General features: G+C 56.9%; 21 protein-coding genes and 1 pseudogene. 7 read left to right on the forward strand and 15 right to left on the reverse strand.

The annotated features are described in order from the left end of the window. Positions 1-61: 61 nt before the first annotated feature. From CFter6_RS02685 to CFter6_RS02700, 4 genes are all read right to left on the reverse strand, one after another. Positions 62-559, reverse strand: a complete 498-nt coding sequence (locus CFter6_RS02685) for a DUF4019 domain-containing protein (protein WP_082814564.1) — start codon at positions 557-559, stop codon at positions 62-64. Between the two features lie 360 nt (positions 560-919). Next, positions 920-1,738, reverse strand: coding sequence for an OmpA family protein (locus CFter6_RS02690; RefSeq protein WP_205631435.1), 819 nt, complete (start codon positions 1,736-1,738; stop codon positions 920-922). 82 nt (positions 1,739-1,820) lie between these two features. Further along, positions 1,821-6,221, reverse strand: a complete 4,401-nt coding sequence (locus CFter6_RS02695) for a YadA-like family protein (protein ID WP_082814565.1) — start codon at positions 6,219-6,221, stop codon at positions 1,821-1,823. 110 nt (positions 6,222-6,331) lie between these two features. Beyond that, the gene (locus CFter6_RS02700) at positions 6,332-6,895 is read right to left on the reverse strand and encodes a DUF4019 domain-containing protein (protein ID WP_061538643.1); all 564 of its coding nucleotides are present in this window, start codon (positions 6,893-6,895) and stop codon (positions 6,332-6,334) included. Between the two features lie 207 nt (positions 6,896-7,102). On the opposite strand from CFter6_RS02700, the pseudogene CFter6_RS02705 reads away from it, so the two are divergent. After that, positions 7,103-7,372: pseudogene (locus tag CFter6_RS02705) on the forward strand (IS21 family transposase); the annotation flags it as partial. 248 nt (positions 7,373-7,620) lie between these two features. Here CFter6_RS02705 and CFter6_RS02710 read toward each other — a convergent pair. After that, entirely contained in the window at positions 7,621-8,502 is an 882-nt protein-coding gene (locus CFter6_RS02710; RefSeq protein ID WP_061542184.1) for a LysR family transcriptional regulator, read from the reverse strand. A 183-nt stretch (positions 8,503-8,685) separates the two neighbouring features. Here CFter6_RS02710 and CFter6_RS02715 point away from each other — a divergent pair, with 183 nt between their 5' ends. Beyond that, positions 8,686-9,435, forward strand: a complete 750-nt coding sequence (locus tag CFter6_RS02715; protein ID WP_061538645.1) for an SDR family NAD(P)-dependent oxidoreductase — start codon at positions 8,686-8,688, stop codon at positions 9,433-9,435. Between the two features lie 205 nt (positions 9,436-9,640). Here CFter6_RS02715 and CFter6_RS02720 read toward each other — a convergent pair whose 3' ends face one another. Then, complete coding sequence (locus tag CFter6_RS02720; RefSeq protein ID WP_167351348.1) at positions 9,641-10,864, reverse strand: ABC transporter substrate-binding protein; 1,224 nt, start codon at positions 10,862-10,864, stop codon at positions 9,641-9,643. A 128-nt stretch (positions 10,865-10,992) separates the two neighbouring features. On the opposite strand from CFter6_RS02720, the gene CFter6_RS02725 reads away from it, so the two are divergent. Then, complete coding sequence (locus CFter6_RS02725; protein WP_061538647.1) at positions 10,993-11,886, forward strand: LysR family transcriptional regulator; 894 nt, start codon at positions 10,993-10,995, stop codon at positions 11,884-11,886. A 362-nt stretch (positions 11,887-12,248) separates the two neighbouring features. Here the strand turns inward: CFter6_RS02725 and CFter6_RS02730 are convergent, their stop codons facing one another. Together CFter6_RS02730 and CFter6_RS02735 are read right to left on the reverse strand one after the other, a co-directional pair. After that, the gene (locus CFter6_RS02730; protein ID WP_061538648.1) at positions 12,249-12,491 is read right to left on the reverse strand and encodes an Atu4866 domain-containing protein; all 243 of its coding nucleotides are present in this window, start codon (positions 12,489-12,491) and stop codon (positions 12,249-12,251) included. A gap of 130 nt (positions 12,492-12,621) precedes the next feature. Further along, positions 12,622-13,692, reverse strand: a complete 1,071-nt coding sequence (locus CFter6_RS02735) for an aldo/keto reductase (RefSeq protein ID WP_061542185.1) — start codon at positions 13,690-13,692, stop codon at positions 12,622-12,624. A 238-nt stretch (positions 13,693-13,930) separates the two neighbouring features. Here CFter6_RS02735 and CFter6_RS02740 point away from each other — a divergent pair, with 238 nt between their 5' ends. Both CFter6_RS02740 and CFter6_RS02745 read left to right on the forward strand, forming a co-directional pair. Further along, a complete protein-coding gene (locus CFter6_RS02740; protein WP_236904501.1) occupies positions 13,931-14,932 on the forward strand; it encodes an AraC family transcriptional regulator in 1,002 nt (333 codons plus the stop codon). Positions 14,933-15,071: 139 nt separating this feature from the next. After that, positions 15,072-15,392, forward strand: coding sequence for a hypothetical protein (locus CFter6_RS02745; protein WP_061538649.1), 321 nt, complete (start codon positions 15,072-15,074; stop codon positions 15,390-15,392). A 502-nt stretch (positions 15,393-15,894) separates the two neighbouring features. Here CFter6_RS02745 and glmS read toward each other — a convergent pair. Beyond that, positions 15,895-17,712 carry a glutamine--fructose-6-phosphate transaminase (isomerizing) gene (gene glmS, locus CFter6_RS02750; protein WP_061538650.1) on the reverse strand — a complete coding sequence of 606 codons (1,818 nt, stop codon included), beginning with the start codon at positions 17,710-17,712 and terminating at the stop codon, positions 15,895-15,897. A 162-nt stretch (positions 17,713-17,874) separates the two neighbouring features. Between glmS and CFter6_RS02755 the strand changes: the two genes are divergently transcribed. Then, a complete protein-coding gene (locus tag CFter6_RS02755; protein ID WP_061538651.1) occupies positions 17,875-18,339 on the forward strand; it encodes an Lrp/AsnC family transcriptional regulator in 465 nt (154 codons plus the stop codon). A 96-nt stretch (positions 18,340-18,435) separates the two neighbouring features. Here the strand turns inward: CFter6_RS02755 and glmU are convergent, their stop codons facing one another. From glmU to CFter6_RS02785, 6 genes are all read right to left on the reverse strand, one after another. After that, on the reverse strand, positions 18,436-19,794 hold the full coding sequence (glmU, locus tag CFter6_RS02760) for a bifunctional UDP-N-acetylglucosamine diphosphorylase/glucosamine-1-phosphate N-acetyltransferase GlmU (RefSeq protein WP_061538652.1): 1,359 nt from the start codon (positions 19,792-19,794) through the stop codon (positions 18,436-18,438). A gap of 179 nt (positions 19,795-19,973) precedes the next feature. Continuing rightward, positions 19,974-20,564 (reverse strand): YXWGXW repeat-containing protein, encoded by a 591-nt coding sequence (locus CFter6_RS02765; protein ID WP_061538653.1) that lies wholly within the window; start codon positions 20,562-20,564, stop codon positions 19,974-19,976. A 120-nt stretch (positions 20,565-20,684) separates the two neighbouring features. Then, a complete protein-coding gene (locus tag CFter6_RS02770) occupies positions 20,685-21,017 on the reverse strand; it encodes a YegP family protein (RefSeq protein ID WP_014004369.1) in 333 nt (110 codons plus the stop codon). A 119-nt stretch (positions 21,018-21,136) separates the two neighbouring features. Continuing rightward, the gene (ttcA, locus tag CFter6_RS02775) at positions 21,137-22,084 is read right to left on the reverse strand and encodes a tRNA 2-thiocytidine(32) synthetase TtcA (RefSeq protein WP_061538654.1); all 948 of its coding nucleotides are present in this window, start codon (positions 22,082-22,084) and stop codon (positions 21,137-21,139) included. 43 nt (positions 22,085-22,127) lie between these two features. Continuing rightward, the gene (locus CFter6_RS02780; protein WP_061538655.1) at positions 22,128-22,526 is read right to left on the reverse strand and encodes a dihydroneopterin aldolase; all 399 of its coding nucleotides are present in this window, start codon (positions 22,524-22,526) and stop codon (positions 22,128-22,130) included. 7 nt (positions 22,527-22,533) lie between these two features. Further along, the gene (locus CFter6_RS02785; RefSeq protein WP_061538656.1) at positions 22,534-23,304 is read right to left on the reverse strand and encodes an SDR family oxidoreductase; all 771 of its coding nucleotides are present in this window, start codon (positions 23,302-23,304) and stop codon (positions 22,534-22,536) included. 151 nt (positions 23,305-23,455) lie between these two features. Here CFter6_RS02785 and CFter6_RS02790 point away from each other — a divergent pair, with 151 nt between their 5' ends. Further along, positions 23,456-24,652, forward strand: a complete 1,197-nt coding sequence (locus CFter6_RS02790; RefSeq protein WP_061542186.1) for a class I SAM-dependent methyltransferase — start codon at positions 23,456-23,458, stop codon at positions 24,650-24,652. The last annotated feature ends 17 nt before the right edge of the window (positions 24,653-24,669 follow it).

The raw sequence follows: 24,669 nt of genomic DNA on the forward strand, positions 1-24,669 counted from the left end.
TGATGATGCACGTCTGCGGATTGGTCAACCAATCATTGATCACTTGAGTTTGATCCGACTCCTAATGAAGGGCACCCGTGTCTATTCTATCTACAGTATAGCCAATAGGTAGCCACTGAGCACCTGTCTGGACAAGGGATATTTTCTCTACCGCGACCGGAATCTTGTCCGAACGTGACGCAAATACCACGTTTAGATATTCTCCCGGGGGTAGATTGGCGGGATTCGGAACGCGGACGACTTGTGCCCATTCGCGTCCAGTAATGCGTCCATTCCGAGTTTGCGTCTCCGTCAGGAATTTTTCCCACTGCTCCTTGCTAATGTTATTTTTCATGGTGGGGCCGCTTAAACTCCACATGCGGTCGGCCTGCTTCGAATCTGACAACGCCGCCCATTGCATGGCCGTATTTACCGCGGCATCCAGCGAAGGTAGCGATGTTTGAGCAAAAGCCGGGGCACTATTCAACATTCCACCAAGGCACAGCAGGCCTGCACATCCAAGTCGTTGTATTGATGAGATCATGTTTTTCTCGCAAAATAATAGGCAAAGCATTGTCATAAACCGCTTCTTTCGATCTCAAGAGTACTAAAAATTTGGCCGGAGAAAAGTGGAAGTATGTTTTTTAGCCCCACCTTTCCCACAATACACGTTAGTTTTCAACAATGCGCCGAAATTCTTTAGCTTGTTCTCATCTCATCTCATCTCGCCGAGACGATCAAGTCGATCAAGTCGATCAAACTCGTGACTACGGATCATCAAGGCAACCGACGAAGCCGCATCCTCTATAACCCGTTGCAGGAAGGTAACCACTTGCCAGCGACATCAGCCTTTCGATGCATGCATTCAGCGGCCTTCCTGCGATACCGCCGTTTAAGATGAACGAGTGTCGTTAAGTGACAGAACTCATTTCATCAGTATCTATTCGCTACTCACATCCAATGTCACGCGCCGGTTAGGCTGCAGGCAGGCAATGACTGCGGCGCTTTTACCTGGGGCGCAAGTCGTCACCACCGGCTGGCTTGCGCCGACACCATGAATTTGTATCAGATTGCCGTCGATTCCTTGCGATCTCAGATAGCCACGTACAGTCGCGGCACGCGCCAGGGACAGACGCAGATTGCTGGCTTCAGAGCCTATACGATCGGTATGACCGGTAATCGTAATTCTCTTCAATGCGGCGGTATTGCTTTTGATCTTGTCGCTCAAATCATCCAGCTGCTTGCGGCCAGCCGGCAGCATGTCGTCCAGATCCGAGCGGCCGAAAATGAACAATGTATCGGCAGATAAATCATAACGCCGCATTTTTTCCGGCTTTGCTGCGATCGGGACAACAACAGGGGCAACTACCTTCTCCTTCAGAAAATCGGCGCATGCCGGATATTTCCAATATGTTTCGCGAACCAACTTGTCCTTATCGAACTGAACCTGGTACTGACAAGTAACAACCCCTCCGTTCTGACGAAAATTGAAGATGTAGTTCCAGACTTTCACCCCAAAAACTCCTTCATGGAAGTGAGGTGGCCCAAGCAAGTCGTACATCTGATTTTTTGTCAAACCTGGGCCAACATTGCGCAAGTTCTCAACAGATACAAAGATTCCTTCTTTATGCATGGCAGAATCTCGGTCGGGAAACTTGACTTCTGTACTTTGCGCGAATGCCAAACCAGCTGCAATTGCCAGAAAAACAGCGAGCATCGTTTTCGGCACACTCCGCACGTCCATCGATCGTTGTTTCATATTTTTCTCCAAGGGATACATATCAATTTTGAATATCGCGATGTCACGGCTCGAACAATTCGGATCGAGTCGTGAAGTTGCTTTACCACTGGAAGCCGGCTCCGATCACCCCACCTGTTTTACCGCGGCTGCTAGTTGTGGCAGCGGCTTTGTAAATCCAGCTGCCGTTCTCGGAAATAGTTGAAATTCCTAAAGCCAAACCAGTTTGCCCTTGATAGGTACTACCAGCCACCGCTACCATATTTTTCCCTGGGGACGTTGGCTGCGGTAGCCCCGCCACTGCCATCGCTGCAGCAGTACCGCCATCAGCATCGCGTCGATTCGAATCGATTTCTCCTTGTATATTTTGCAGCTTGCTATCGGTGTACTGATTAGCTTGCGATACAGCGCTGCTTACACCGGCATTCAATTGCGAGACATTGACTGCATCGTTGTTTGCTACTCCGCTGGCAATGTTATGCAATTGGGCGGGAGCGCCGCCCGGGTTCACCGTTACGCTGGTTTTCCCAGTCTGATCATAAGTCACCGCGTTGGCAGTGTTGGTAGGGCCGGTCGAGGTCCCTATCAGGCTGGCAACGGCCATGAGTTGGCTGACATTGACAGCATCGGTAGCCGCCACACCCGCCGCCACGCCGGTGATCTGCCGATTGCCGACATTGATTTCGCCTACTGAAGATTGCGTTGTTTTCAACGCGTACCCGACATAGTTGGTGAGGGCGCCTACGCTGGTAGCGGATCCGGCGCCCAGTGCAACGCTGTTGGCAAAGTTCGCGGTAGATCCCGTGCCCAGAGCCATCGAATTCGTTGCGCTGGCGCTTGCTGTCGGACCAACTGCCACACTGTCAGTGCCCGTAGCCGTACTATCAGCCAATGTCGAACTTGCGTGGAAGTACTTGATGCCGGTACCGTTGTTGACGATGTTATCGAGGGCAGTGTTGGTGGCATACAGCTGGCTGCCGTTGACGGCGTCAGTGCTAGTGGCACTCAGGCGGCCGGCAGCGACATTGGTGATCGTACGCTCCGCCCCAACTGAACCCACGCTTACCGTGCTGGTTGGTGCGGTGCCGGCAAACGTGTAGGACGTGCCATTAAGTGTTACCCCAGTGGTGGCCACAGCCGCCGCAGTGGTACTGCCTGCTCCCAATGCCACCGATCCGGCATTGGTCGCTACCGCACCATTACCCAACGCCATTGAATTGGCGGCAGTGGCGCTAGCGAGTGGGCCCACTGCGATACTATCTGTCCCGCTGGCAGAGCTGTCGGCCAGTATCGAATTGGCATGGAAGTATTTGATACCACCGCCGTTGGTGATGTTGCCGATGGCGGTTGTGTTGCTCGTAACCTGGGCATTGGTTGCGAACAGTTGCGAGCCGTTGACCGCATCAGTAGATGCCGCCGACAACTGGCCGGCAGCGACATTGGTGATTTGACGTTCCTGACCCGCCGAACCCACACTGACCACGCCCGCTGGCGTCGCACCAGCGAAGGTGTAGGCTGTGCCGCCAATCGTGGCGCCGGCAACCGGTACCGCTGCTGCCGTAACAGTCGAACCCTGGCCCAAGGCGACGTTAGAACCAGTCAAGCCGCTGCTGATGCTGGCGCCTTGGCCAAGCACGGTGGAATTCGCGACACCGTTGTCAGTGGCCTGATTACCGAACACCGTCGAGGCCCCACCCGTAGCCGAAGCGCCGAAGCCACCTGCCGAAGCATTCGCTCCTGACGATACCGGTTGGGCCGATGTTACCGAGTTATCCGAAACAAATGGCCCCGTCTTGCCGTTGGTGACGTTATTGACTGTCGTGCCAAGACTGGTCACTGCCGTGTCGGTGGCAAACAACTGGCTGCCGTTCACCGCATCGGTGCTGGTCGCAGTAATACGAGCTGCAGCCACATTGGTAATAGTGCGTTCGCTACCCAATGCTCCTACACTCACCGTGCTGGTGGGCGTAATACCTGCATAATTGTATGTCGTGCCGTTGATGGTACCGGTTGCTGTCGCTACTGCCGCTGCCGTCGTCGAACCTGCGCCCAAGGCGACGGCACCTGCATTGGCCGCAGTTGCACCCGTGCCCAGAGCCATCGCATCGATGGCGCTGGCGCTGGCAGTAGGGCCTACAGCTATGCTGTCGGTTCCCGTGGCGCTGCTATCCGCCAGGGTTGAATTGGCGTGGAAGTACTTGATGCCGCCACCGTTGGCGATATTGTTGATGGCCGTTGTGTTGCTCGTAACCTGGGCATTGGTTGCGAACAGTTGCGAGCCGTTGACCGCATCAGTAGATGCCGCCGACAACTGGCCGGCAGCGACATTGGTGATTTGACGTTCCTGACCCGCCGAACCCACACTGACCACGCCCGCTGGCGTCGCACCAGCGAAGGTGTAGGCTGTGCCGCCAATCGTGGCGCCGGCAACCGGTACCGCTGCTGCCGTAACAGTCGAACCCTGGCCCAAGGCGACGTTAGAACCAGTCAAGCCGCTGCTGATGCTGGCGCCTTGGCCAAGCACGGTGGAATTCGCGACACCGTTGTCAGTGGCCTGATTACCGAACACCGTTGAGGCCCCACCCGTAGCCGTGGCGCCGAAGCCACCTGCCGAAGCATTCGCTCCTGACGATACCGGTTGGGTCGATGTTACCGAGTTATCCGAAACAAATGGCCCCGCCTTGCCGTTGGTGATGTTATTGACTGTCGTGCCAAGACTGGTCACTGCCGTGTCGGTGGCAAACAACTGGCTGCCGTTCACCGCATCGGTGCTGGTCGCAGTAATACGAGCTGCAGCCACATTGGTAATAGTACGTTCGCTGCTCAATGCTCCTACACTCACCGTGCTGGTGGGCGTAATACCTGCATAGTTGTATGTAGTGCCGTTGATGGTACCGGTTGCTGTCGCTATTGCCGCTGCCGTCGTCGAACCTGCGCCCAAGGCAACATCGTTTGCATTGGTAGCGATCGCGCCGGAACCCAGGGCTACGCCCTTCGCGGCGGATGCCGTAGCGGTATCGCCCAACGCAATGCCGCCGGCGGCCGAAACTGTGGACGCATTACCCAACGCCACCGAACCTTGGCCTGTCGCTGTGTTGCCGCTACCTTGCGCCAACGCACCGTTGCCATTGGCGGTGTTGTTCGCACCCACTGCGACAGCACCGGTGCCGGTGGCTGAATTTGGATCACCAATCGCTACCGCACCATTGCCGCTTGCTGTCTGCTGACTACCGATTGCTACCGCGCCTGTACCACCGGTCACGTTCGACTTGTAGCCGATCGCGGTAGAACCCAAGCCGGCACCTGACGCTACTGACGATGTATCGCCAATTGCCACTGTGCTTGCCGCTCCGGCATTAGTGAAGCTACCCAAGGCTACCGCGCTCAGACCAGTAGCCTGCGACTGATTACCCACCGCCGTACTGCCGAAATTCGACGCTACCGTGCCGATCCCCAAAGCCGTAGCGTTGGTTCCGCTTGCAGTAGCACCCAGACCCAAAGCGGACGCCTGACCACCTGAAGCATTGGCCGTCGCACCGATTGCCGTGGAATTGCCTCCTGATGAGAGCGCATGATTACCAACCGCAGTACTATTGCCACCCGTCGCCGCAGAGGTCACGCCAATCGCCGTGTCCTGCGCGCCGGTTGCTTTTGCCTGGTTCCCGATTGCCGTGGCATCGGTGTTGGAAGCGGCCGCTGCAAAACCGATCGCAACGCTGGTCGGGCCGCTAGAGACAGCGCTATGGCCGAGGGCTAAGCTATCCACGCCCGAAGACGCGGCATTGCCACCGATGGCCACTGTGTTGCCGCCTATCGCCGACGCGCCAGCACCCAATGCGACATCATTGGCAATGGTGGCCGAGCCGCTGACGCCAGCAACCGCGCCGCTGCCCATGGCGATGCCATTGGTGTTGTAAGCAATCGTAGTTGAACCAACTGCAATGCTATTGGTACCGGAAGAGATTGCGCCTGTGCCAAGTGCCGTGCTAGAACCGCCTGTGGCCGCCGCAGCGGAGCCAAATGCCGAATCGCCGGTGTTGGTGGCTTTGGAATTCTGCCCGACCGCAGTGGCATTCGCGCCACTCACTACCGCTGCCCAGCCGACTCCGGTGCCATTATTCCCAGTCACATTGACTTGTCTACCCAAGCCGACCGAGTTGGTCCCTGTCGCGGTGGAAGCATCACCGATGGCGACGCTAATATTCTGTGCATTGGCGCCGCTGCCGCCACCAATGGCAATCGAAAATGAGCCTGCTGTAGCTGGAGCGCTGCCGCCGGTGCCTGTTGCGGACGAGCCGCTTATCTGGTCAATCTGAATAGCTGTGCCAGCAAAAATGGGGCCGCTGAAAGCGAACAGGATCGCGGCTGCAATCGTGGTCAACAAACGTGATTTTCTTGGTGTCTGCGCCGAATGGCTGGACTTTCCTTTGCCCGGCGTGAGTTCCGATACGACAATCCAATTGCCAAGCGCTTGACTATAAACAATCCGATAAGATTTATTCATGATCTCCTCTGTTGACGTTGGAGCGTTTCGCTGAAATGAGTCGGAGCGATCGCCTGGATGAAAATGAGGTGCGGCACTACAGAAAATAATTTTTGGAAATTTGCAGTGAGTTATTTCGCCGCCGCAGATGCTACGCCTGACTGATAGCCAACCGGGACCCAGCGCGCGTCTTTCCAGATCATGGAAACGCGCTCCCAGGAGGACGCCTTGGGATAGTCGGAAATGAAGGTGACACTGACGAATTCACCCCGAGGTAAACTCGGATTATCAATTTGATGTTCCATCGATTGCCAAATGCGGCGGCTGGGCGATGCTCCCAGTCGAATGCGCATATCGTTGACGTATTTGATCCAGGCGCTTTGCTCTGATTTTGATTTCATCAGCGCATCGCTTTCCTCCCACATCTGGCTGATCTGCTGGGTATCAGCCAAAGTTAGCCATTGCCGTGCCGTTTCCATCGCAGTATCCGCTGACGCAGATTGCGCTGAAACGGTGAGGGGGAAAAGAATAATGGAAAGGATAAGGAAAGTCAGCGTGACAAACTGGGACCATTTGCTTGGCTTGGTGAGACACAAGTCGTTCCAAACTGTGAGTCCGTTTGCGAAATTCAATTTACGCAATGTGTCTCCCGCATGGAATGTTTTATCTATGCAAGTACTGTTGTTCGATTGCATAAGGGAGCACTCCCAACAGGGTCGAATTGCGTACTGCAACATTTCAAGTTCTCAAAGACAGAGGACCCGAATTCGAAGAAGTGAAATAAAGATTACTTTCTAAAAATCAATTTTTCCACAGAAATTTCAATTAATTAACATTAATTAACAAATTGTGTTGGTTTACTGAGATGACCCCGACATCGCCAATGCGATCAAACCAATTTACATGCGAAGGCTTGTGATGGATATCCGACCGAAGACACGGAAGCCTTTCTGGACGGCCATCTTGCCGCCTTCGCGTTTCTCGGTGGCGTGCCGCAATCGATTCTGTACGACAACACCAGGATTGTGGTCGCCAAGATATTGGGCGATGGCCAGTGTCGACGGACCCAGGCGTTTGCCGAGTTGCAGAGCTATTACCTGTTTGAAGACAAATTCGGACACCCCGCCAAGGGCAAGGTGGAAGGACTGGTGAGCATTTTTGCATTACGTTTCTGTCGTGATTTCTGAACGTAGAAAAATGTGATATCCAATAAATCTATAAGAAATACGGCCGCATGCGCGCCGTCCTTGCCGCTATCGTAACTCCCTATTGGCCGCGCAGCGTGCCGCAGGACGACCTCGTAGAGAGATGGCTGACGCAGTGTGTTCGCGGCGAGTGCCGCCAATACATTGGACAGCAAGGTAGATCGGCAGATGAAACTGTATTGGCGATACTTGAGTAGCTCGAAGGTTGCTGAAATCTACTCGAAGCGTTCAACCAGAAAGTCGATTAAGGCTCGCACCTTCGTCGGCAGGAATCTTCTGCTTGAGTAGACAGCGTATATGGCATGCGCTCCCGCGTCCCAAGCCGGGAGCACTGGGACCAGCAATTTTCGATCTATCGCGTCACTAACGAGATAGTCCGGCTGGCGTATGATACCGAGCCCTGCAATCGCTGCATTCACCAATACGGTACCGTTGTTCGCCCGAAACGTGCCAGAAACCCGTACCTTCTCTTCTGTACCATCACGCATGAATGGCCAGTCTCCTTCCTGAGATGAATACGAGTAGGTAAGACAATTGTGGCTGGCTAGATCTTGCGGCAATTGCGGAACGCCTTGTTTTTTGAGGTAAGACTTCGACGCGCACACGACGATGCGAACATCGGCAATCTTGCGAGCTACCAGCCCAGGATCAACGCGAGGCCCCATTCGGATCGCGACATCGAATCCCTCTTCGACCAGGTCCACGACTCGGTCATTGAGAACGAGGTCCACCTTGAGCCCAGGGTGCTTGCCCAAAAACTCAGTTACCAGCTGCCCCATGCCAAGCACGCCTAGTCCGACCGATGTGGCCACCCGCAAGGTTCCTCTGGGAACCGAGGCTCGCTGAGCCGCGGAGGATTCAGCTTCTTCGATCATTGCAAGAATCTGTGATGACTGCTCGAGGTAGTCGGCGCCTGCCTCTGTCAAGGACAGTTTGCGCGTCGTGCGATTAAGCAGGCGCAAACCGAGGTGAGCCTCGAGCTGGGCGACATAGCGGGTCGCCATGCCACTCGATAGGCCCAGTTTCTCCGCAGCGCTCGCGAAGCTGCCTGCATTCACAACAGCGCTGAAGACACGCATGCCAGTTAGAACGTCCATGCGCATCATTATTGCATATTAGTAAGTAATATATTGGATATTTTCTGGTTTATCTACTTTCCGTCGCATGATGTAATGTCCCCTCACGTTAAATGGGATGCGCGTCCGGCAAACCGGAGCGTGCAATGAGCAGGAACAATCGGGCGCTCCGCGGCCTGGTGGATTCAATACTAAGGAATCGATATGACTAATCTTATTGGTAAGGTCGCCGTCGTTACAGGCGCATCAAAGGGCATTGGCGCAGGAATTGCAAAAGGACTTGCGGCAGAAGGCGCCACAATTGTGGTCAATTATTTATCCGACCAAGCGGCCGCCGGCCGCGTGGTAGAGGAAATCGTTAGAAGCGGCGCTAAAGCCATCGCGGTCCAGAGTGACGTCTCGAAGACGGCTGACGTGAAGCGGCTCTTCGACAAGACTTTGGAGTCATTCGGCCGGCTCGACGTCCTGGTCAACAATGCCGGCATTTACAGGTTCGGGGCCATTGATGCATTCAGCGAGGAAGACTTCCACGACCAGTTCAATGGCAACGTATTGTCGGTCTTCCTGGCAACCCAAGAGGCAGTAAAGCACTTTGGCCCCGAGGGCGGTAGCATCATCAACATCGTGACCGCCGGAGTTTCGCTCAACGGGCCCTATTCGTCCGTCTACGCCGCTACGAAGAGTGCGGTGGTAACGATTACGCGCGTCCTGGCAAAGGAGCTTGGTAGTCGGAAGATTCGCGTCAACGCCATTGCCCCAGGTAGCACCGAGACCGAAGGTGCGCAACAAGCGGGCTTCCTCGGTTCTGAGATGGAAAAGCAAATGATTGCAGCAACACCGCTGGGTCGCCTTGGCAAGCCGAGTGACATTGCTCCCGTCGCTGTATTTCTGGCTTCCGACGAGTCAGGCTGGATCAGCGGCGACACGATCTTCGTGTCCGGTGGCTTGAAGTAGATATTGTGAGGTCCGGTCCCTTGGCTGGTCATTTTTAAGCGAAGCTTTCAGCCTTAAAGGGCGGCGCATTTTCTTGCGCCGTCCCGCCCTAGGGGAGAGTTAGAGATCACACTTCGATTTGATATGTAACAAGTATCCGACACCCAGTTTATAGATCATCAATCCCTTTCTTTTTTTTCTGAACGCTATGCATAGGTATTGCGCCTCATCTACGCTGGAATGCATCTTCGCCCGCCAGCGTTGCGATAGATTCGTAGTAATCCCATTCGCTACTCGACTGCGCCGGCGCTTTAACGCGAAGGAGATGCATGTCGTGCAGCAAGATTCCATCTTCGCGTAGTCGGCCTTTCTTAATATACATATCGTCAAATGACACGCGCCGCAGATGTGTAAGCACGTTACCAAGATCGGTCGTACCAGTCGCAGCGACCGCTTTCAGGTATTGGAGCGCTGCCGAGTAGTCGGCAGCATGGAGCGAAGAAGGCATCCGTTGCCGACGAGCGAAGAATCGCTCGGCCCAGCGACGTGTATCTGCATCGCGAGTCCAGAACCAGCTGTCCGCAAGGTACAGCCCTTGTGCCTTCGCCAATCCCATGTGGTGGATGTCGTCGATGAAGGTGAGGAGACCAACGAGTTTCATCCTCTGCGCCAGCCCCAGCGTATCGACCGCCGCCATCGCTTTTAGCAACTCTGCATGGCCATTCGCGAGTCCTATTACTTGGGCATCGCTATCGAGCGCTAATTTCAAGTAGGGAACGAAGTCATCCGCATCGTGCGGGTTGATGGCCGTGCCAACGACTATGCCACCAGCAGCCCTGACCGCAGCGCTTCCGTGCTCCTGGAGTTCCCTCCCGAACGGATAGTCGGCGGTGACATAGAACCACCGCCGTAGTCCTTGGTGCGTCAACAGCACGCCAGGCACAGTGGCAAGCGCGCCGGTATCGTAGGCGTATTGAATGATCGCGGGGTTGGCACGCTCACGCGTCTGCACAGAGGTGCCCGCCCCCACGACAAAAACCAGTTTGCCATGCTCCGCAGCAATCGCAGTCATCGCCAGACTCGTATCTGAGTTGACGCCGCTGATCAACATGTCCACGCCGTCGTGCGCGCACCACTGACGCGCGATCGCGGCAGCGCGCTGTGGGTCGTTCTGGTGATCGCCAAGAACAAGTTCTACGCGTCGGCCGGCAACAGTTTCGCCCATGTCTTCGATCGCCATGCGGATAGCTTCAGCGCCAGCGGGACCGTCCACCTCCTGATACGGACCAGAAAGATCGGTGCAAAAACCGATACGGATCGGATTGCCAGCCGCGGGCGAAGCCCGTTGCGCCCACGAGAGCTGTGGCAGTATTCCGGCAACCATTGCAGCAGAGCCTATCTTGATGGCTTGGCGTCGGCCCATCATTGTTTTCTTGTTATGGTTTTTCATGTTGTTACTCCCAATGTCATTGATAAAATACGCATTTGATACATTCGATATTGCGTAGTCTAAAGCCCGAGGGAAAATAGATAAATCCACGTACAATGAATTCATTAAACGTAATAATCGAATAATCAATGGATCGCTTCCTTACCATGCAGTTGTTCGTCCAGGTGGCCGAGCTGGAAAGCTTCAGGAAGGCTGCGGACCGCCTCGGTATGCCTCCATCAAGCGCCAGTACGGCTATCCAGGCTCTCGAGCGGCAGGTCGGCGTACGATTATTTCAGCGGACGACCCGACGAGTGAAGCTGACGGCGGAAGGCTCGCAGTACCTCGAAGCCTGTACCCGGGTGCTTGCCGATCTGAATGACACGGACGCCCTGTTCACAGGTCCAAAAAATAATCCTCGTGGAGTTGTCCGGGTTGACCTGCCGGAGCGACTTGCGCGTTTGGTCATCATTCCTGCCCTGCCTGCGTTCGTCAGGCGTTATCCGGATATTCAGATCCGGCTGGCCACGCGTGGCCAGCTGGTCAACCTAGTGGGTGAAGGCGTCGATTGCGCAGTACGTGTCGGCTATTTGGCGGATTCGGCGTTGGTAGCAAGGGGCATTGGCATGCTCGAGCAGATCAACTGTGCGGCGCCTGCCTATCTGGCGGGTCAAGGCACACCGCACACGGTGGCCGACTTGCAGCATCACCTTACAGTGAATTATTTTTCCGATCGTACTGGCAGCAACCTGCCATGGGAATATGTCGAACAAGGCCAGACAAAAACGGTAAGGACGCGCGCCGCCATTTCAGTCAGCAGCAGCGAAGCTTACGTTGCGTGTTGCCTCGCTGGCCTTGGTCTCGCCCAGTTACCTCGCCGCACGATAGAAGACCATCTCGCAAATGGCGAACTCGCTGAAGTGATGCCGAACTATCGAGCCGCACCTTTACCGGTGTCGGTTGTTTATCCGCACCAGCGTCAGCTGGCTCCGCGTGTGCGCGCGTTCGTCGATTGGGTTGCCGAGGTCTTGGCGTCAACCTGAACCTATCGATGCTCGCCAGTTTGTTTGCGCGCGCCTCTGGAATCAATTCTGGTAGTTGGGCGCGATTGTTCAACAAGGTAGTTCCAGACCGCCACAATCCCAATTACGACTGCGTGGATTTAATGGCAATAATTGGGAACCGGGAAGCTCTTTTTATTTCTGAAAAGTCTGCCCGTCGAGCCCAATCCGCAAATGAAATTAACAGATAATTCTCGTTGCGTAATCTGCAAATGATTGAATGTTTTTTATGCAACGAGAGCGGCTCGTGAATTAGCCTCCGTAGAAACCACGGATTTGTGAAGCCGCCTGTATCCGTCAGCCTAGTGAGTACATTCGAGATTACCGCTGGCGATGATGCCTGCTTACTTCTCACGGTAAAAAGTCATTCCGCCATGATGGAGTTCGTCGTTGCTGACAAAGGTGCCGTCTGCCGTGAATCCTGTGTCGTCCCAGTAGTCAACATGGTTGCCTTTTACTTCATACCGGCCTTGATACATACTCTTTTTGGCGCCCCGTGCCTCGTCATAGCGTCCGTTTGATAGCAGTTCCTGGCGTATTTTGCCGTCTTTGGTGACCCACATGCCGACGTAAGAATGTTTCTTCATAGTAGTTTCGTAATCTGTTTTGTTTGTGGTCTATCTGTTAGTGACCGACGCCGCCGTACGCACGTATCTGCTGCAGGCTGCGCCGATCAGGGGGACTGATTAGTCAGGTAGATGCGCTGCGAACCACGCTTCAGTTCCTGCCGGCCAGCTTGGCGCTACCGAAGATCAGCTGCTGGGCCATCGGGCGTCCGACAAAGCGCTCGGGAAAGATTGGTGCCGGCGCGCTAGCTTCATTCAGGCGAGCCAGTTGATCCTCACTCAGAGCCACTTCCAATGCGCCCAGATTGTCTTCCGCCTGTCTTAACGTACGCGCTCCGATGATGGGAGAGACGACGCCCGGATTGGTCAGCGTCCAGGCGATTGCGACTTGCGAACGAGAGACGCCCAGTTCCTCTGCGATTACACCGACCACATCGGCAATATCCAGGGAGCGCTGGTTGAGATGTCCCGACGATGCGATTACACCTTTGCGGCTGGTGGCAATATCCGCTCCGTTTTCATCGGAGAGATCGGCACGGCTATACTTACCGGTCAGAATGCCGCCGCCAAGCGGTGACCAAGGTAGCACGCCAAGTCCAAGGGCTTTTGCCATGGGCAGAAGCTCATGTTCCACGGTTCTTTCCACCAGGCTGTACTCGATCTGCAGCGCAACCAGCGGCGACCAACCCCGAAGATCGGCCAAAGTTTGCAGTTCTGCCACGCGCCAGGCCGGCGTATTGCAGATACCCAAATAGAGAATCTTTCCCGTACGTACCAGATCGTCCAGCGCACGCATTACTTCATCGGGCCTGGTCGTGAAGTCCCAAGCATGAACGTACATCAGATCAATACGATCCGTGTCCAGTTGGCGCAGACTGGTTTCGACCGATCGCACGAGATTGAAACGGTGGTTGCCGCCGGAGTTGATATTGGCCATATCACGGGCCATCGTGAACTTAGTGCCAAGTACGATCTGGTCGCGCTTGCCTTTCATAAAGCTGCCTAGAATTCGCTCGGAGGCCCCGTTCGTATAGTTGACGGAAGTATCGATGAAGTTGCCGCCGCGATCCACGTAGGTATCAAAGATGCGCCTTGCCTCTGCATCATCGGCTCCCCAGCCCCAATCGGAGCCGAAGGTCATCGTGCCAAGAGACAGCGGTGAAACACGAAGGCCGGAGCGCCCGAGAAGGCGGTAATGGTTAAGCGAGGTCGGTGTGGTCATGATCGTTCTCTCTGTATGGATGTGATTGATTTGAGGAGCTTTCTGCGTAGCACTGCTGTTCAGCCAGGCCCTTGGCAAGGACCACAGGGCCGGGTTGAAAAGCAATCTTCGCTTGGGTCTATTCTCTTGATTTCAGGGGGAGCACCGGTAGACGGAATTTCCGGTAAACTTGCACGATCGTCCGAAGCCGATCAAAAAACAGACCTTCGGATACTAGAAATTTGTGGAATAAAGCCCTATGTCTCAAATTGATCTGTTCAGGAATGTAATCGCCCGGCATGCGCTGGTGGACGGCACTTTTGAATGCGCCCTGCCCGGAGTGAAGCTGATCCGCTATTCGGCGCCGACAATGCCGATGCCAGTTATTTACGAGCCGACAGTATGTTTCGTTGCACAGGGACGCAAGCGTGCCTCGCTGGGCACCAGCGTCTTTTACTATGATCCGGCCAGCTATCTGGTGGCATCGGTCGGGCTTCCTGTCGTGGGCACCGTTGTCGAGGCGACTTCGGAGCATCCCTACCTGTGCCTGCAACTTGATCTCAACTCCCCGGAGCTCACGGAGCTGGCGTTGAAGCACCCTCGTCAGGGAGGGGGTGCCGTCCCGGCGGGGCTTAGCCTCAATGAAATGACTTCGGGCCTTCTCGATGCCGTCATACGCCTCGTCACGCTACTGGACACGCCTGATGATCTTGAGGCGCTGGGGCCGCTGGCGGTGCGCGAGGTCTTCTATCGGCTGCTTTCCGGGCCGAGCGGCGACGTCATTTACGCGATCACGCAGTCCGATAGCCGGCATGGGCAGATCGCGCGGACGATCCTCTGGATCAGGGCGCATTTCAAGGAGGTTTTTCGTATTGACGACATCGCCAAGATTGCCGGGATGAGTCGTTCGACGTTTCATGACCACTTCAAGGCCATTACGGCAATGAGCCCGCTGGAATTCAGAAATCAGTTGAGAATGCAGGAGGCTCGCCGCCTGATGGTCAGTGACGGCCTCGATGCGGCGAGCGCGGGCTATCAGGTGGGCTACGATAGTCCCTCCCAATTTAGCCGCGACTATCCTCACGCGAACGTTGGTGAGATGTTCGGAATTCTTGGTCAGCGACTCTTGTCGTTTGAAATGCAGCCAACCCCGAGAGGTAGCAAAGTTATTTTTAGTTTCGCCAATAATCAGAGTGTTCTAATTGAGGATGCGGATGACTGTAGCTCTTTTAGAGTCGGTGATTCCGAAGTTGTCCGATAGTCCCTTACCGACTTCGATGAAACAGTATTTTGAACGTCCGCAAAAGGTTAAGAAGCCAATCGGAAACTGCCGGCCAGTACCGACCGGTCGCGGTTGTCATTAGGTTCTCGTTGTAGCGCGAAGTTATACCGAATATGAAATGAAAAACAACCGCGTACTGCAAAATTTCGGCTCATTCGCTATGGGTGCCTTTTCAGCATGGGTACTCCCTTCGGCTTGGTTCCTTCACGTATTTCTGGTTCTTATAGGCGTTACACTTTTGTTTGGGATGCTTTGCACGACAGGTGTCGACGAGCCAAACAAACTTCATCCAGTCACTAAAACAATATCGTTCCTGTTAATTAGCACAAGTAGGCCAAACGCCACCATCAAAGAACGCTGGAATTTGCGGTTGTTTCTACTCTTGGCTGCTTGGGTACTGGGCATGGGCGTTGGTATAATTTTGCTGGCAAACGTTTAGGGGCCGATATATACAACGCCAACGCCTCGGAACCGCCGAAATAACATGTTGAGTGTCTGCTTTGGAGAAACTCGACTGGCGGCTTAGGGTCGTGAGCCGCCTGCCAGGTTTATGAAAACCAGCCGTTCGTTGAGAAATTTCTGGCCCCGACCGGTCTACTCGTCTAAGCCGCTCTTCGTTCCAAGATAGTGGAGGAGCGCCTTTTTATAGGACTGTTTGAAGTCACATCGAAGCCCCGTGATCGCAAGTAGTCTGGAGCAGACCTTTGTCGGTATTGCTCGACTGGCTACTGCTGACAGATAGCATGCTTTGCTATGAATGGCGCGTATCTATCCACGACATAACGTCGTATTGAAACCGGTCACCACCTCACAGATGCAGCGAGATATACGTCGCCGAAAAGCGCGTATCGATGTTTTCGACTTTAATGTCTTGTTTTCGACTTTAATGACCTGTTTTCGACTTTAATTGTAAGGAATAGGCGCGGCTTTGCTAGGGTATCCTACTCGACAGTAACCGACTTTGCCAGGTTACGCGGCTTATCCACATCGGTCCCCCGCGCCAGCGCCGTGTGATACGCCAAGAGCTGTAGCGGCACGACGTGCAGGATAGGCGATAGCAAGCCATAATTTTCCGGCAAGCGGATCACATGCACGCCATCGCTCGACTTGATGTGCGAATCGGCATCGGCAAAAACATAGAGCTGGCCGCCGCGTGCGCGCACTTCCTGCATGTTCGATTTCAGCTTCTCGATCAGCGTGTCGTTTGGCGCCACGGTCACCACCGGCATTTCTTCCGTCACCAGCGCCAGCGGGCCGTGCTTGAGTTCGCCGGCGGCGTAGGCTTCGGCGTGGATGTAGGTGATTTCCTTGAGCTTCAACGCGCCTTCCAGCGCAATCGGATAGTGGATGCCTCGGCCCAGGAACAGGGCGTTTTCCTTGCGCGCGAAGGCTTCGGCCCAGGCCACGATATGCGGTTCCAGCGCCAGCACGCTTTGCAGTGCGGCGGGCAGGTGGCGCATGGCTTTCAGGTGGGCGGCTTCTTCTTCGTCGCTGAGGCGGCCCTTGCTTTGCGCCAGCGCCAGGGTCAGCAGGAACAGCGCCGCCAGTTGGGTGGTAAAGGCCTTGGTCGAGGCGACGCCGACTTCGACGCCGGCGCGGGTGATATAGGCCAGTGCGCATTCGCGCACCATGGCGCTGGTGGCGACATTGCAGATGGTCAGCGTATGTTGCATGCCTAGTGACCGCGCATGTTTGAGCGCGGCCAGGGTGTCGGCGGTTTCGCCGCTTTGGGTGATGGTGACCACCAGCGAATTCGGATTCGGCACGCTGTCGCGGTAGCGGTATTCGCTGGCGATTTCGACGTTGACCGGGATCCTGGCGACCGATTCGATCCAGTACTTTGCAGTCAGGCCGGCATAGTAGCTGGTGCCGCATGCCAGGATCAGGACCGAATCGATCTGCTTGAACACATTGAAGGCGCCGTCGCCGAACAACTCCGGCATGATGCCGGTGATGCCTTCCAGGGTGTCGGCAATGGCCCGCGGCTGTTCGAAGATTTCTTTCTGCATGTAGTGCTGATACGGTCCCAGCTCAACTGCGCTGCTGTAGGCATGCACGGTCTTGACTTCGCGCTCGACCGCCTTGCCGGCGGCGTCGACGATCCAGACCCGCTGCAATTGCAGGTCGACTACGTCGCCTTCTTCCAGGTAAATGATCTGGTCGGTGGTGCCGGCCAGCGCCATGGCGTCGGAGGCGACGAAGTTCTGGCCTTTGCCGATGCCGACGATCAATGGCGAACCCTGGCGGGCGGCGACCACGCGGTGCGGTTCGTCGACGCAGAACACGGCGATCGCATAAGCGCCGGTCAGGCGCTTCACGGCCTGCTGCACGGTGGCGAACAGGTCGCCGCTGTACATGTGGTCGACCAGGTGGGCGATGACCTCGGTGTCGGTCTGGCTTTCGAAATGATAGCCGGCGGCTTGCAGTTCGGCGCGCAGTTCGTCGTGGTTTTCGATGATGCCGTTGTGGACCAGGGCGATGCGGTCGCGCGAGAAATGCGGATGGGCATTGTGGGTGGCCGGCGCGCCGTGGGTCGCCCAGCGCGTATGCGCAATGCCGGTGAAGCCCGAGAGACTGGCTTTCTCGACCTGGATTTCCAGGTCGGCCACGCGCGAAGTGCTGCGCGAGCGCTGCAATTTGCCGTCTATATGCAAGGCGACGCCGCAAGAGTCGTAACCGCGGTATTCGAGCCGCTTCAATCCTTCCAGCAGGATGGGGGTGACATTAATCTGGGCAACTGCTGCGACGATACCGCACATGGCTTTCCTCGTTGATTAGGTGAATGGGCGTATCTTAGGCTAGCGCTTATGAAATAAGATTACTAAATATGTGTATATTTGACTGAATATTTCATTTTATAAATTGAATGAAATATTATTCCATTTATACTTGAATTTATCTCATAAATTACATTTCCCATCATGGATATCGTTCTGGATGACCTGGACAAGCGGATTTTGAATGCCTTGCAGGCCGATGCCGCCCAAACCAACCACCAGCTGGCGCAGCTGGTGCATGCCTCGCCGCCGACCTGCCTGCGGCGCGTCAAGCGCCTGACCGACGCCGGCATCATCCTGCGCCAGGTGGCGATTGTGGCGCCGGACAAGGTCGGCGCCGGCCTGACCGCGATTGTCGAGGTCACGCTGGACAACCAGGCGGCGGAACGTTTGCAGGAGTTTGAGCTTCTGGTGGCGGCTGAGCCTGCTCTATTGCAATGCTACCGGGTGTCGCCGGGGCCGGACTTCGTGCTGGTGGTGCAGGTGGCGGACATGGCGGCCTACCATGCGCTGGCGCACCAGCTGTTTGCCGCGCAAAAGAATGTGCGCAATGTACGTACTTATTTTTCTATCCATCGCAGCAAGTTCGAGACCCGGCTAGCAGTATAAAAATTGTAGGGTGGGCAGATTTTCTGCCCACGCGGTAGGCGATTCTGGCATAAGCGACGGTCTGCGTGGGCACAGGTGCCCACCCTACCAGTTCATTTACTTCTTGATCTTGACCGGCCGCTGCCAGCCATCGATTGTGACCTGGCGCGCACGCGAGACGGTCAGCTTGCCTTCCGGCGCATCCTTGGTCAGCGTAGTGCCGGCTCCCAGGGTCGCGCCTTTGCCGACCCGCACCGGCGCCACCAGCTGGCTGTCGCTGCCGATGAAGGCGTCGTCTTCGATGATGGTGCGGAATTTGTTGGCGCCGTCGTAGTTGCAGGTGATGGTGCCGGCGCCGATATTGACGCGCGATCCCACCGTGGCGTCGCCGACATAGGCCAGGTGGTTGGCTTTGCTGCCTGCTGCGATCTGGCTGTTCTTGACCTCGACGAAATTGCCGATATGGACCTCTTCGCCGAGTTCGGTGCCGGGGCGCAGGCGCGCATACGGTCCGATCTGGGAAGCGGCGCCGACCACCGCATCTTCGATATGGCAGAAGGGTTTGATGTTGGCGCCGCGGCCGATGCGGGCATTCTTGATGACGCAATTGGCGCCGATGATGACGCCGTCTTCGACGCTGACTTCACCTTCGAAGATGCAGCCGACATCGATGCTGACATCGCGGCCGCAGCTCAGCGCGCCGCGCACGTCCAGGCGCGCCGGGTCGAGCAGGGTCACGCCCTGTTCCAGCAAACGTTCGGCGATGCTGCGCTGGTGGATGCGTTCCAGTTCGGCCAGTTGCACCTTGCTGTTGACGCCCAGCGTTTCCGCCACGGCGGCGGGCTGGGCCGATACTACCGGCGTGCCGTCGGCGACGGCGCTGGCGACGATATCGGTCAGATAATATTCGCCTTGCGCATTATTGTTGGACAGGCCGGCCAGCCATTTCTTCAGCTGCGCGGTGGGCGCCACCATGATGCCGGTATTGCATTCGCGGATCGTGCGCTGTTCCGGCGTTGCGTCTTTTTGCTCGACGATGCTGACGATCTTGCCGTGTTCGCGGACGATGCGGCCGTAGCCGGTCGGGTCCGGCAGGTCCACCGTCAGGACCGCCAGCTTGTCCTGGCCTGCGCTGTCGATCAGCCGTTGCAGCGTGCTGCTGGCGATCAGCGGCACGTCGCCGTACAGCACCAGTGTAGGCACGGCCTCGTCCAGATGCGGAGCGGCTTGCGCCACCGCGTGGCCGGTGCCGAGCTGCGGCTCCTGCTTGGCGAACACCAGGTCAGCGGCAGCCAGCGAGCTTGGCACGGCGTCGCCGCCGTGGCCGTAGATGACGCACAAGGTGGTCGGGGACAGGGCGCGCGCGGCGTCGATCACATGCGACAGCAGCGGTTTGCCCGCCAGCGGGTGTAACACTTTCGGCAGCGCGGATTGCATGCGCTTGCCCATGCCGGCAGCGAGAATGACAACGTTCATGGTCGATATGAGAAAAAATAGGTGGTAAATTTTATCATGCGCGGCAGCTGCAAATTCAGCGCCGGCGCTGTATATATGACAACCTGCTTAAGCTGATCCATTGGCGGCCGAGGCAGGAAAAGACATCGCCTCAATGCTGTTTTCACAGCATTGAGGCGATTTTTGTTTGCGTGCAGGTATCAGTAACGTTGCCAGAAACCGCCGGAGAAGGCCCAGCTGTTGCCGTTGCGGACCCAATGTCCCGGAGCCCAGAAATAACCGTCGCGGCGCGCTTCCCAATGACCGTTGACCCAGTCGTGGCGGCCGTTGTTCCAGCGCCAGTAGCCGCCGATCCAGACGTGGTTGGGGCTGGGTGCGGGTGTCATGACTTCAATTCGCGGCGGCGGCGGGGCGACGTTGATCACCACCGGCGGCGCGCTGTAAATATTGTTGATCGGCACCCAGCGGCCGCCATGGAATACCCACTGGCCGCCTTCATTGGCCCAGTAGGCATGCTGGTAAACCATGTTCTGGCGCGATTGTTCCCAATGGCCGTTATTCCAGACGTAGCGGTTGTTTTCCCACTTCCAGTGGCCGGCGATCCAGTAGGAATCGGGATAGGGCGCGGGCGGCGCCGTTTCCACCAGCGGCGCCGGCGGTGCTTGCACTACCCGGGCTTCACGGTATTCGACGCGGGTGCGCGGCGGCTCGACCACGCAGGCGGCCAGCGACAGGGACGCCGCTGCGACGGCCGACAAGGCAAGGTAACGTTGAAAACGACGACGGTTCATTCATATCTCCAGAAAAAGGTCCTGGGTATTAAACGATTTGCCGTACGGAACGAATACAGGGCTTACAAATACTTGCAATTTGCCCGCGCCGCGGTGTTTACGAATGTTTTGGCCGAGCGCTCAGGCTTCGTCCTTGACATCGGTGCTGGGGCCGTTTTTCTTGACGGCGTCGATGCCGGCGTCGCGCGCGCTGGTGGTGCTGTACATCTGGCTGCTGCCGATCACCTGGTGGTTGGCGGCTTTCAGGTTGAAATAGAACTTGCCGTTGGAAGCCTGGTTGCGGCTATAGCGATCGTCTTGTGCGCTGTTGCTCTGGACCGAGGCGATGCCGTTTTCGGCGGAAGCCTTGGCGACATACATTTCGCTGTTCAACACCACTTCGCCATTGCCAGAGTAGAGCAGGAAGTAAAACTGTCCATCCACCGACTTCTTGAGTACATAGGACCCTGCCATAACGCGTCTCCTGATAAGTTGCCGGCCAGGCGGCGCAGTTTCGCTGAATCTCTTCAGCTGGTTGCACTGATCGCCGCTGGTCCGCTTTGATTATATAGCCGGGCGGGGAAATCGACGGATTAGTCTGCCGGCCGCAATGGAATGATGCTGGCGACGCTTGCCGGGGTCGAGCATGGATCGTCGTCAAACGCGATATCGCCGTTGGGATCGGCAATGCCGCTGGCCTTCAGGTCGGCAAAGCCGAACAGGTTGCGGTCCATCAGGTGCGACGGCGCTACCGTCGACAGCGAGGAAAAGATGTTTTCCACCCGGCCCGGGAATTTCTTTTCCCATTCGCGCAGCATGCCCTTGATCTGCTTGCGCTGCAGGTTTTCCTGGCTGCCGCACAGGTCGCAAGGGATGATAGGGAACTGCTTGACCTCGGCGTAGCGGCTGAGGTCGGCTTCCTTGACGTAGGCCAGCGGCCGGATCACGATCTGCTTGCCGTCGTCCGACTGCAGCTTGGCCGGCATGCTCTTCAGTTTGCCGCCGAAGAACATGTTGAGGAAGAAGGTTTCCATGATGTCGTCGCGATGGTGGCCGAGGGCGACCTTGGTCGCGCCCAGTTCGGTGGCGACCCGGTACAGGATGCCGCGCCGCAGACGCGAACAGAGCGAGCAGGTGGTCTTGCCTTCCGGGATCAGGCGCTTGACGATGCTGTAGGTGTCCTGGTTTTCGATATGGTAGGCAACTCCCAGTTTCTCCAGGTAGGCCGGCAGGATGTGGTCCGGGAAATTCGGCTGCTTCTGGTCCAGGTTGACCGCGACGATCTCGAAACTGATCGGCGCCCGTTCGCGCAGGGTCATCAGGATGTCCAGCAGGGCGTAGCTGTCCTTGCCGCCGGACAGGCAGACCATCACCTTGTCGCCGTCTTCGATCATGTTGAAATCGCCGATCGCCTGGCCGACCTGGCGGCACAGGCGCTTGTGCAGCTTATTGTTTTCGTGGGCGATTTTCTCCACGCTGCGGGCGCCGGGAGCGTTGGCAGCGGTGTCGGCTGGCGTCAGGGCTGTGATTGGGTCTTGCATAAGGACTTCCTGCTTCAATAGGTCATTCATGATGATTCCGCGCTCAGGCTTTCGGTTTGATCCGGAATACCTCGACGCCGACCGAGTGGCAGTCGGAATAGGCGTCCGGTTTTTCCGATGAGACCCGCACTGCGCGCACTTTCGGATGCTGCAGCAAGGCGTTGGCGAGGTCGTCGCACAAGGTTTCCTGCAAATGGATATGGCCTTGTGCCATGCGCTTGGCTACGGTGTTGCGCATGAAATTGTAATCCAGCACCTCATCCATATGGTCTTTGCTGGGCGTCGACAGGGCCAGCGGCACAAACAGGTCGACATTGATCAGCGCGCGCTGCTCGCCCTTTTTTTCAAATTCGTAGACGCCGATATTGATCTGCACTTCGTAGTCGCGCAGGAACAGGCGGCGGCAATCGCTAAGGTCGGGATGGATGAGTGCGAAGAGCATGGTGTTTTCAGTGAGGGTGGGACTGCTGGCTGTGAGCTGCAGCGTGATCCCGTGGGTGAGGATACAAATGTTGGCCGCCATCGACCAGCAGCGTGCTGCCGGTAATGGCGGAGGAGGCGGCGACGAAACAGACGGTCGCAGCAATGTCTTCTAAAGTCGCCGGCGGCTTCGGCGAGCCTCCAGCCGCCACCAATGGCGACGCCAGCGAGGGTGCAATCGCGACCACCCGCAACTGCGGTGCATAAGCCTGCGCCAGCAAGGCAGTGGCGCTATGCAGCGCCGCCTTGGACAGCGTATACGACAGGAAATCGGGCTGCGGGTTGAACAGCTTCTGGTCCAGCAGGTTGATGACTACCGCTTGCGCGCCGCCATTCTGGAGCGTCGCCGCATGCAGCGCTTGCGCCAGCAGCAGCGGGGCGGCCAGGTTGTTTTGCATGTGGCGCTCCAGGACCGCCGCGGAAAAACTGGCAGGGCTGTCCTGTTCCGCATGGCTGGCGTTGTTGACGATGCAGCGGACGCTGCCGAGTTCGGCCGCCACGTTTGGCAGCAGCGCATGGATCTCGGTTTCCCTGCTCAATTTGCAGCGGACCGTCATCGCCTGCGCTCCCAGCGCCTGGCAATCCAGCAGCAGTGCTGACAGCGCCGCCGGCACGGCGTCATCCTGGTAATGCAGCGCCAGGTCCCAGCCCTGCTGCGCCAGCGCCAGCGCAATGGCGCGGCCGACCGGGCTGGCGGCGTCGGTGACAAGGGCTACGGATCGGATTGGAGTGGTGAGCATGCTTAACTGGTCATTTAACTGGTCATTATTGCTGGACAGGGTTCCTTGGGCGGCATGGCCGGGTCTTGTTTCTCTTGTTATTTACCCTGTTTTGCACGGTTTCATCGGCGTTGCCTGCTTTCGCCTGGACGATATCTTCTACAATAGCGCCATGCAACTGCAATTACCCGAAGCTTCGGTCGAAGCACAGCGCGCATCGCGCCTGTTACACAATCTGATCGCCACTGAAATCCGCCGGCAGCATGGCTGGATTTCATTCGCGCGTTATATGGAACTGCTGCTGTACGCGCCGGACCTCGGTTATTACAGCGGCGGTGCGGCAAAATTGGGCAAAGACGGTGATTTTACAACCGCGCCCGAGATTACGCCGCTTTTTGGCGCGACTTTGGCCCATTTGACAACAGAATTGCTGGTTTCCTCGCCTGCGCTGCAGCCGCAGATCCTTGAATTCGGCGCTGGCAGCGGCCAGCTGGCGCATGACATCTTGACTGAATTGGCCACAGGCGTGGCTGCTGGCGAACCCGGCGCCGCTGCGCCGCAAGCGTATTACATCGTTGAATTATCGGCTGAACTGCGGGCGCGCCAGCAACTGAAACTGCAGGCATTCCCGCAGGTGCAGTGGCTGGATCGCTTGCCCGAGGCATTTTCCGGGGTAGTGATCGGCAACGAAGTGCTGGACGCGATGCCGGTCGAACTGGTGTTGCGCGGCGAGCAAGGCTGGCTGCAGCGCGGGGTCGGCCTGACCGAAACCGGCGTCGATGGCGAAGATGGACAATTTGTCTACATCGATCGCCCGGCGGAGCCGGCGCTGATCGCGCAGATTCCTGATGCGGAGTCGCTGACAACCGGCCACCTGACCGAAGTGCATCCTGTGGCGATCGGTTTCATGCATTCGCTGGGCAGCATGCTGAAGGCCGGGCAGGGAGCAGTCGCGCTGTTCTTCGATTATGGTTTCCCGGCCGCGGAATATTATCTGCAGCAGCGCGACCAGGGCACCTTGATGTGCCACTACCGGCACCATGCCCATCCCGACCCGTTTTACCTGCCGGGTTTGCAGGATGTCACCGCCCACGTCGATTTCACTGCGATGGCGGTCGCCGCCCTTGACAGCGGGCTGGAGCTGCTGGGCTACAGCAGCCAGGCGGCCTTCCTGCTGGAAGCCGGGATCGGCAAGCTGCTGCTGCGCACGCCGCCGGAGAACGCACTGGCTTACCTGCCGCAAGCCAATGCCTTGCAAAAACTGGTGTCGCCGGCCGAGATGGGGGAGCTGTTCAAAGTGCTGGCGGTTGGCATCCATGCCGAGCTGCCGGCGCGCTTCGCCAGCCACGACCGCAGCCATCGCCTATGACCATCCTGCCCGAAAGC

It is taken from the genome of Collimonas fungivorans, from assembly GCF_001584145.1.
In the GTDB taxonomy this organism is placed as follows: domain Bacteria; phylum Pseudomonadota; class Gammaproteobacteria; order Burkholderiales; family Burkholderiaceae_D; genus Collimonas; species Collimonas fungivorans.

What these genes read in the sequence shown, in the direction of transcription:
- ttcA (WP_061538654.1), bottom strand. Translation starts at nt 22,084, where the DNA reads ATGCAAGACCCAATCACAGCCCTGACGCCAGCCGACACCGCTGCCAAC.
- CFter6_RS02725 (WP_061538647.1), top strand. Translation starts at nt 10,993, where the DNA reads ATGGATCGCTTCCTTACCATGCAGTTGTTCGTCCAGGTGGCCGAGCTG.
- CFter6_RS02785 (WP_061538656.1), bottom strand. Translation starts at nt 23,304, where the DNA reads ATGCTCACCACTCCAATCCGATCCGTAGCCCTTGTCACCGACGCCGCC.
- CFter6_RS02710 (WP_061542184.1), bottom strand. Translation starts at nt 8,502, where the DNA reads ATGGACGTTCTAACTGGCATGCGTGTCTTCAGCGCTGTTGTGAATGCA.
- CFter6_RS02685 (WP_082814564.1), bottom strand. Translation starts at nt 559, where the DNA reads ATGACAATGCTTTGCCTATTATTTTGCGAGAAAAACATGATCTCATCA.
- CFter6_RS02735 (WP_061542185.1), bottom strand. Translation starts at nt 13,692, where the DNA reads ATGACCACACCGACCTCGCTTAACCATTACCGCCTTCTCGGGCGCTCC.
- CFter6_RS02765 (WP_061538653.1), bottom strand. Translation starts at nt 20,564, where the DNA reads ATGAACCGTCGTCGTTTTCAACGTTACCTTGCCTTGTCGGCCGTCGCA.
- glmS (WP_061538650.1), bottom strand. Translation starts at nt 17,712, where the DNA reads ATGTGCGGTATCGTCGCAGCAGTTGCCCAGATTAATGTCACCCCCATC.
- CFter6_RS02745 (WP_061538649.1), top strand. Translation starts at nt 15,072, where the DNA reads ATGAAAAACAACCGCGTACTGCAAAATTTCGGCTCATTCGCTATGGGT.
- CFter6_RS02740 (WP_236904501.1), top strand. Translation starts at nt 13,931, where the DNA reads ATGTCTCAAATTGATCTGTTCAGGAATGTAATCGCCCGGCATGCGCTG.
- CFter6_RS02755 (WP_061538651.1), top strand. Translation starts at nt 17,875, where the DNA reads ATGGATATCGTTCTGGATGACCTGGACAAGCGGATTTTGAATGCCTTG.
- CFter6_RS02695 (WP_082814565.1), bottom strand. Translation starts at nt 6,221, where the DNA reads ATGAATAAATCTTATCGGATTGTTTATAGTCAAGCGCTTGGCAATTGG.
- glmU (WP_061538652.1), bottom strand. Translation starts at nt 19,794, where the DNA reads ATGAACGTTGTCATTCTCGCTGCCGGCATGGGCAAGCGCATGCAATCC.
- CFter6_RS02700 (WP_061538643.1), bottom strand. Translation starts at nt 6,895, where the DNA reads ATGCAATCGAACAACAGTACTTGCATAGATAAAACATTCCATGCGGGA.
- CFter6_RS02715 (WP_061538645.1), top strand. Translation starts at nt 8,686, where the DNA reads ATGACTAATCTTATTGGTAAGGTCGCCGTCGTTACAGGCGCATCAAAG.
- CFter6_RS02720 (WP_167351348.1), bottom strand. Translation starts at nt 10,864, where the DNA reads ATGAAAAACCATAACAAGAAAACAATGATGGGCCGACGCCAAGCCATC.
- CFter6_RS02730 (WP_061538648.1), bottom strand. Translation starts at nt 12,491, where the DNA reads ATGAAGAAACATTCTTACGTCGGCATGTGGGTCACCAAAGACGGCAAA.
- CFter6_RS02780 (WP_061538655.1), bottom strand. Translation starts at nt 22,526, where the DNA reads ATGCTCTTCGCACTCATCCATCCCGACCTTAGCGATTGCCGCCGCCTG.
- CFter6_RS02790 (WP_061542186.1), top strand. Translation starts at nt 23,456, where the DNA reads ATGCAACTGCAATTACCCGAAGCTTCGGTCGAAGCACAGCGCGCATCG.
- CFter6_RS02690 (WP_205631435.1), bottom strand. Translation starts at nt 1,738, where the DNA reads ATGAAACAACGATCGATGGACGTGCGGAGTGTGCCGAAAACGATGCTC.
- CFter6_RS02770 (WP_014004369.1), bottom strand. Translation starts at nt 21,017, where the DNA reads ATGGCAGGGTCCTATGTACTCAAGAAGTCGGTGGATGGACAGTTTTAC.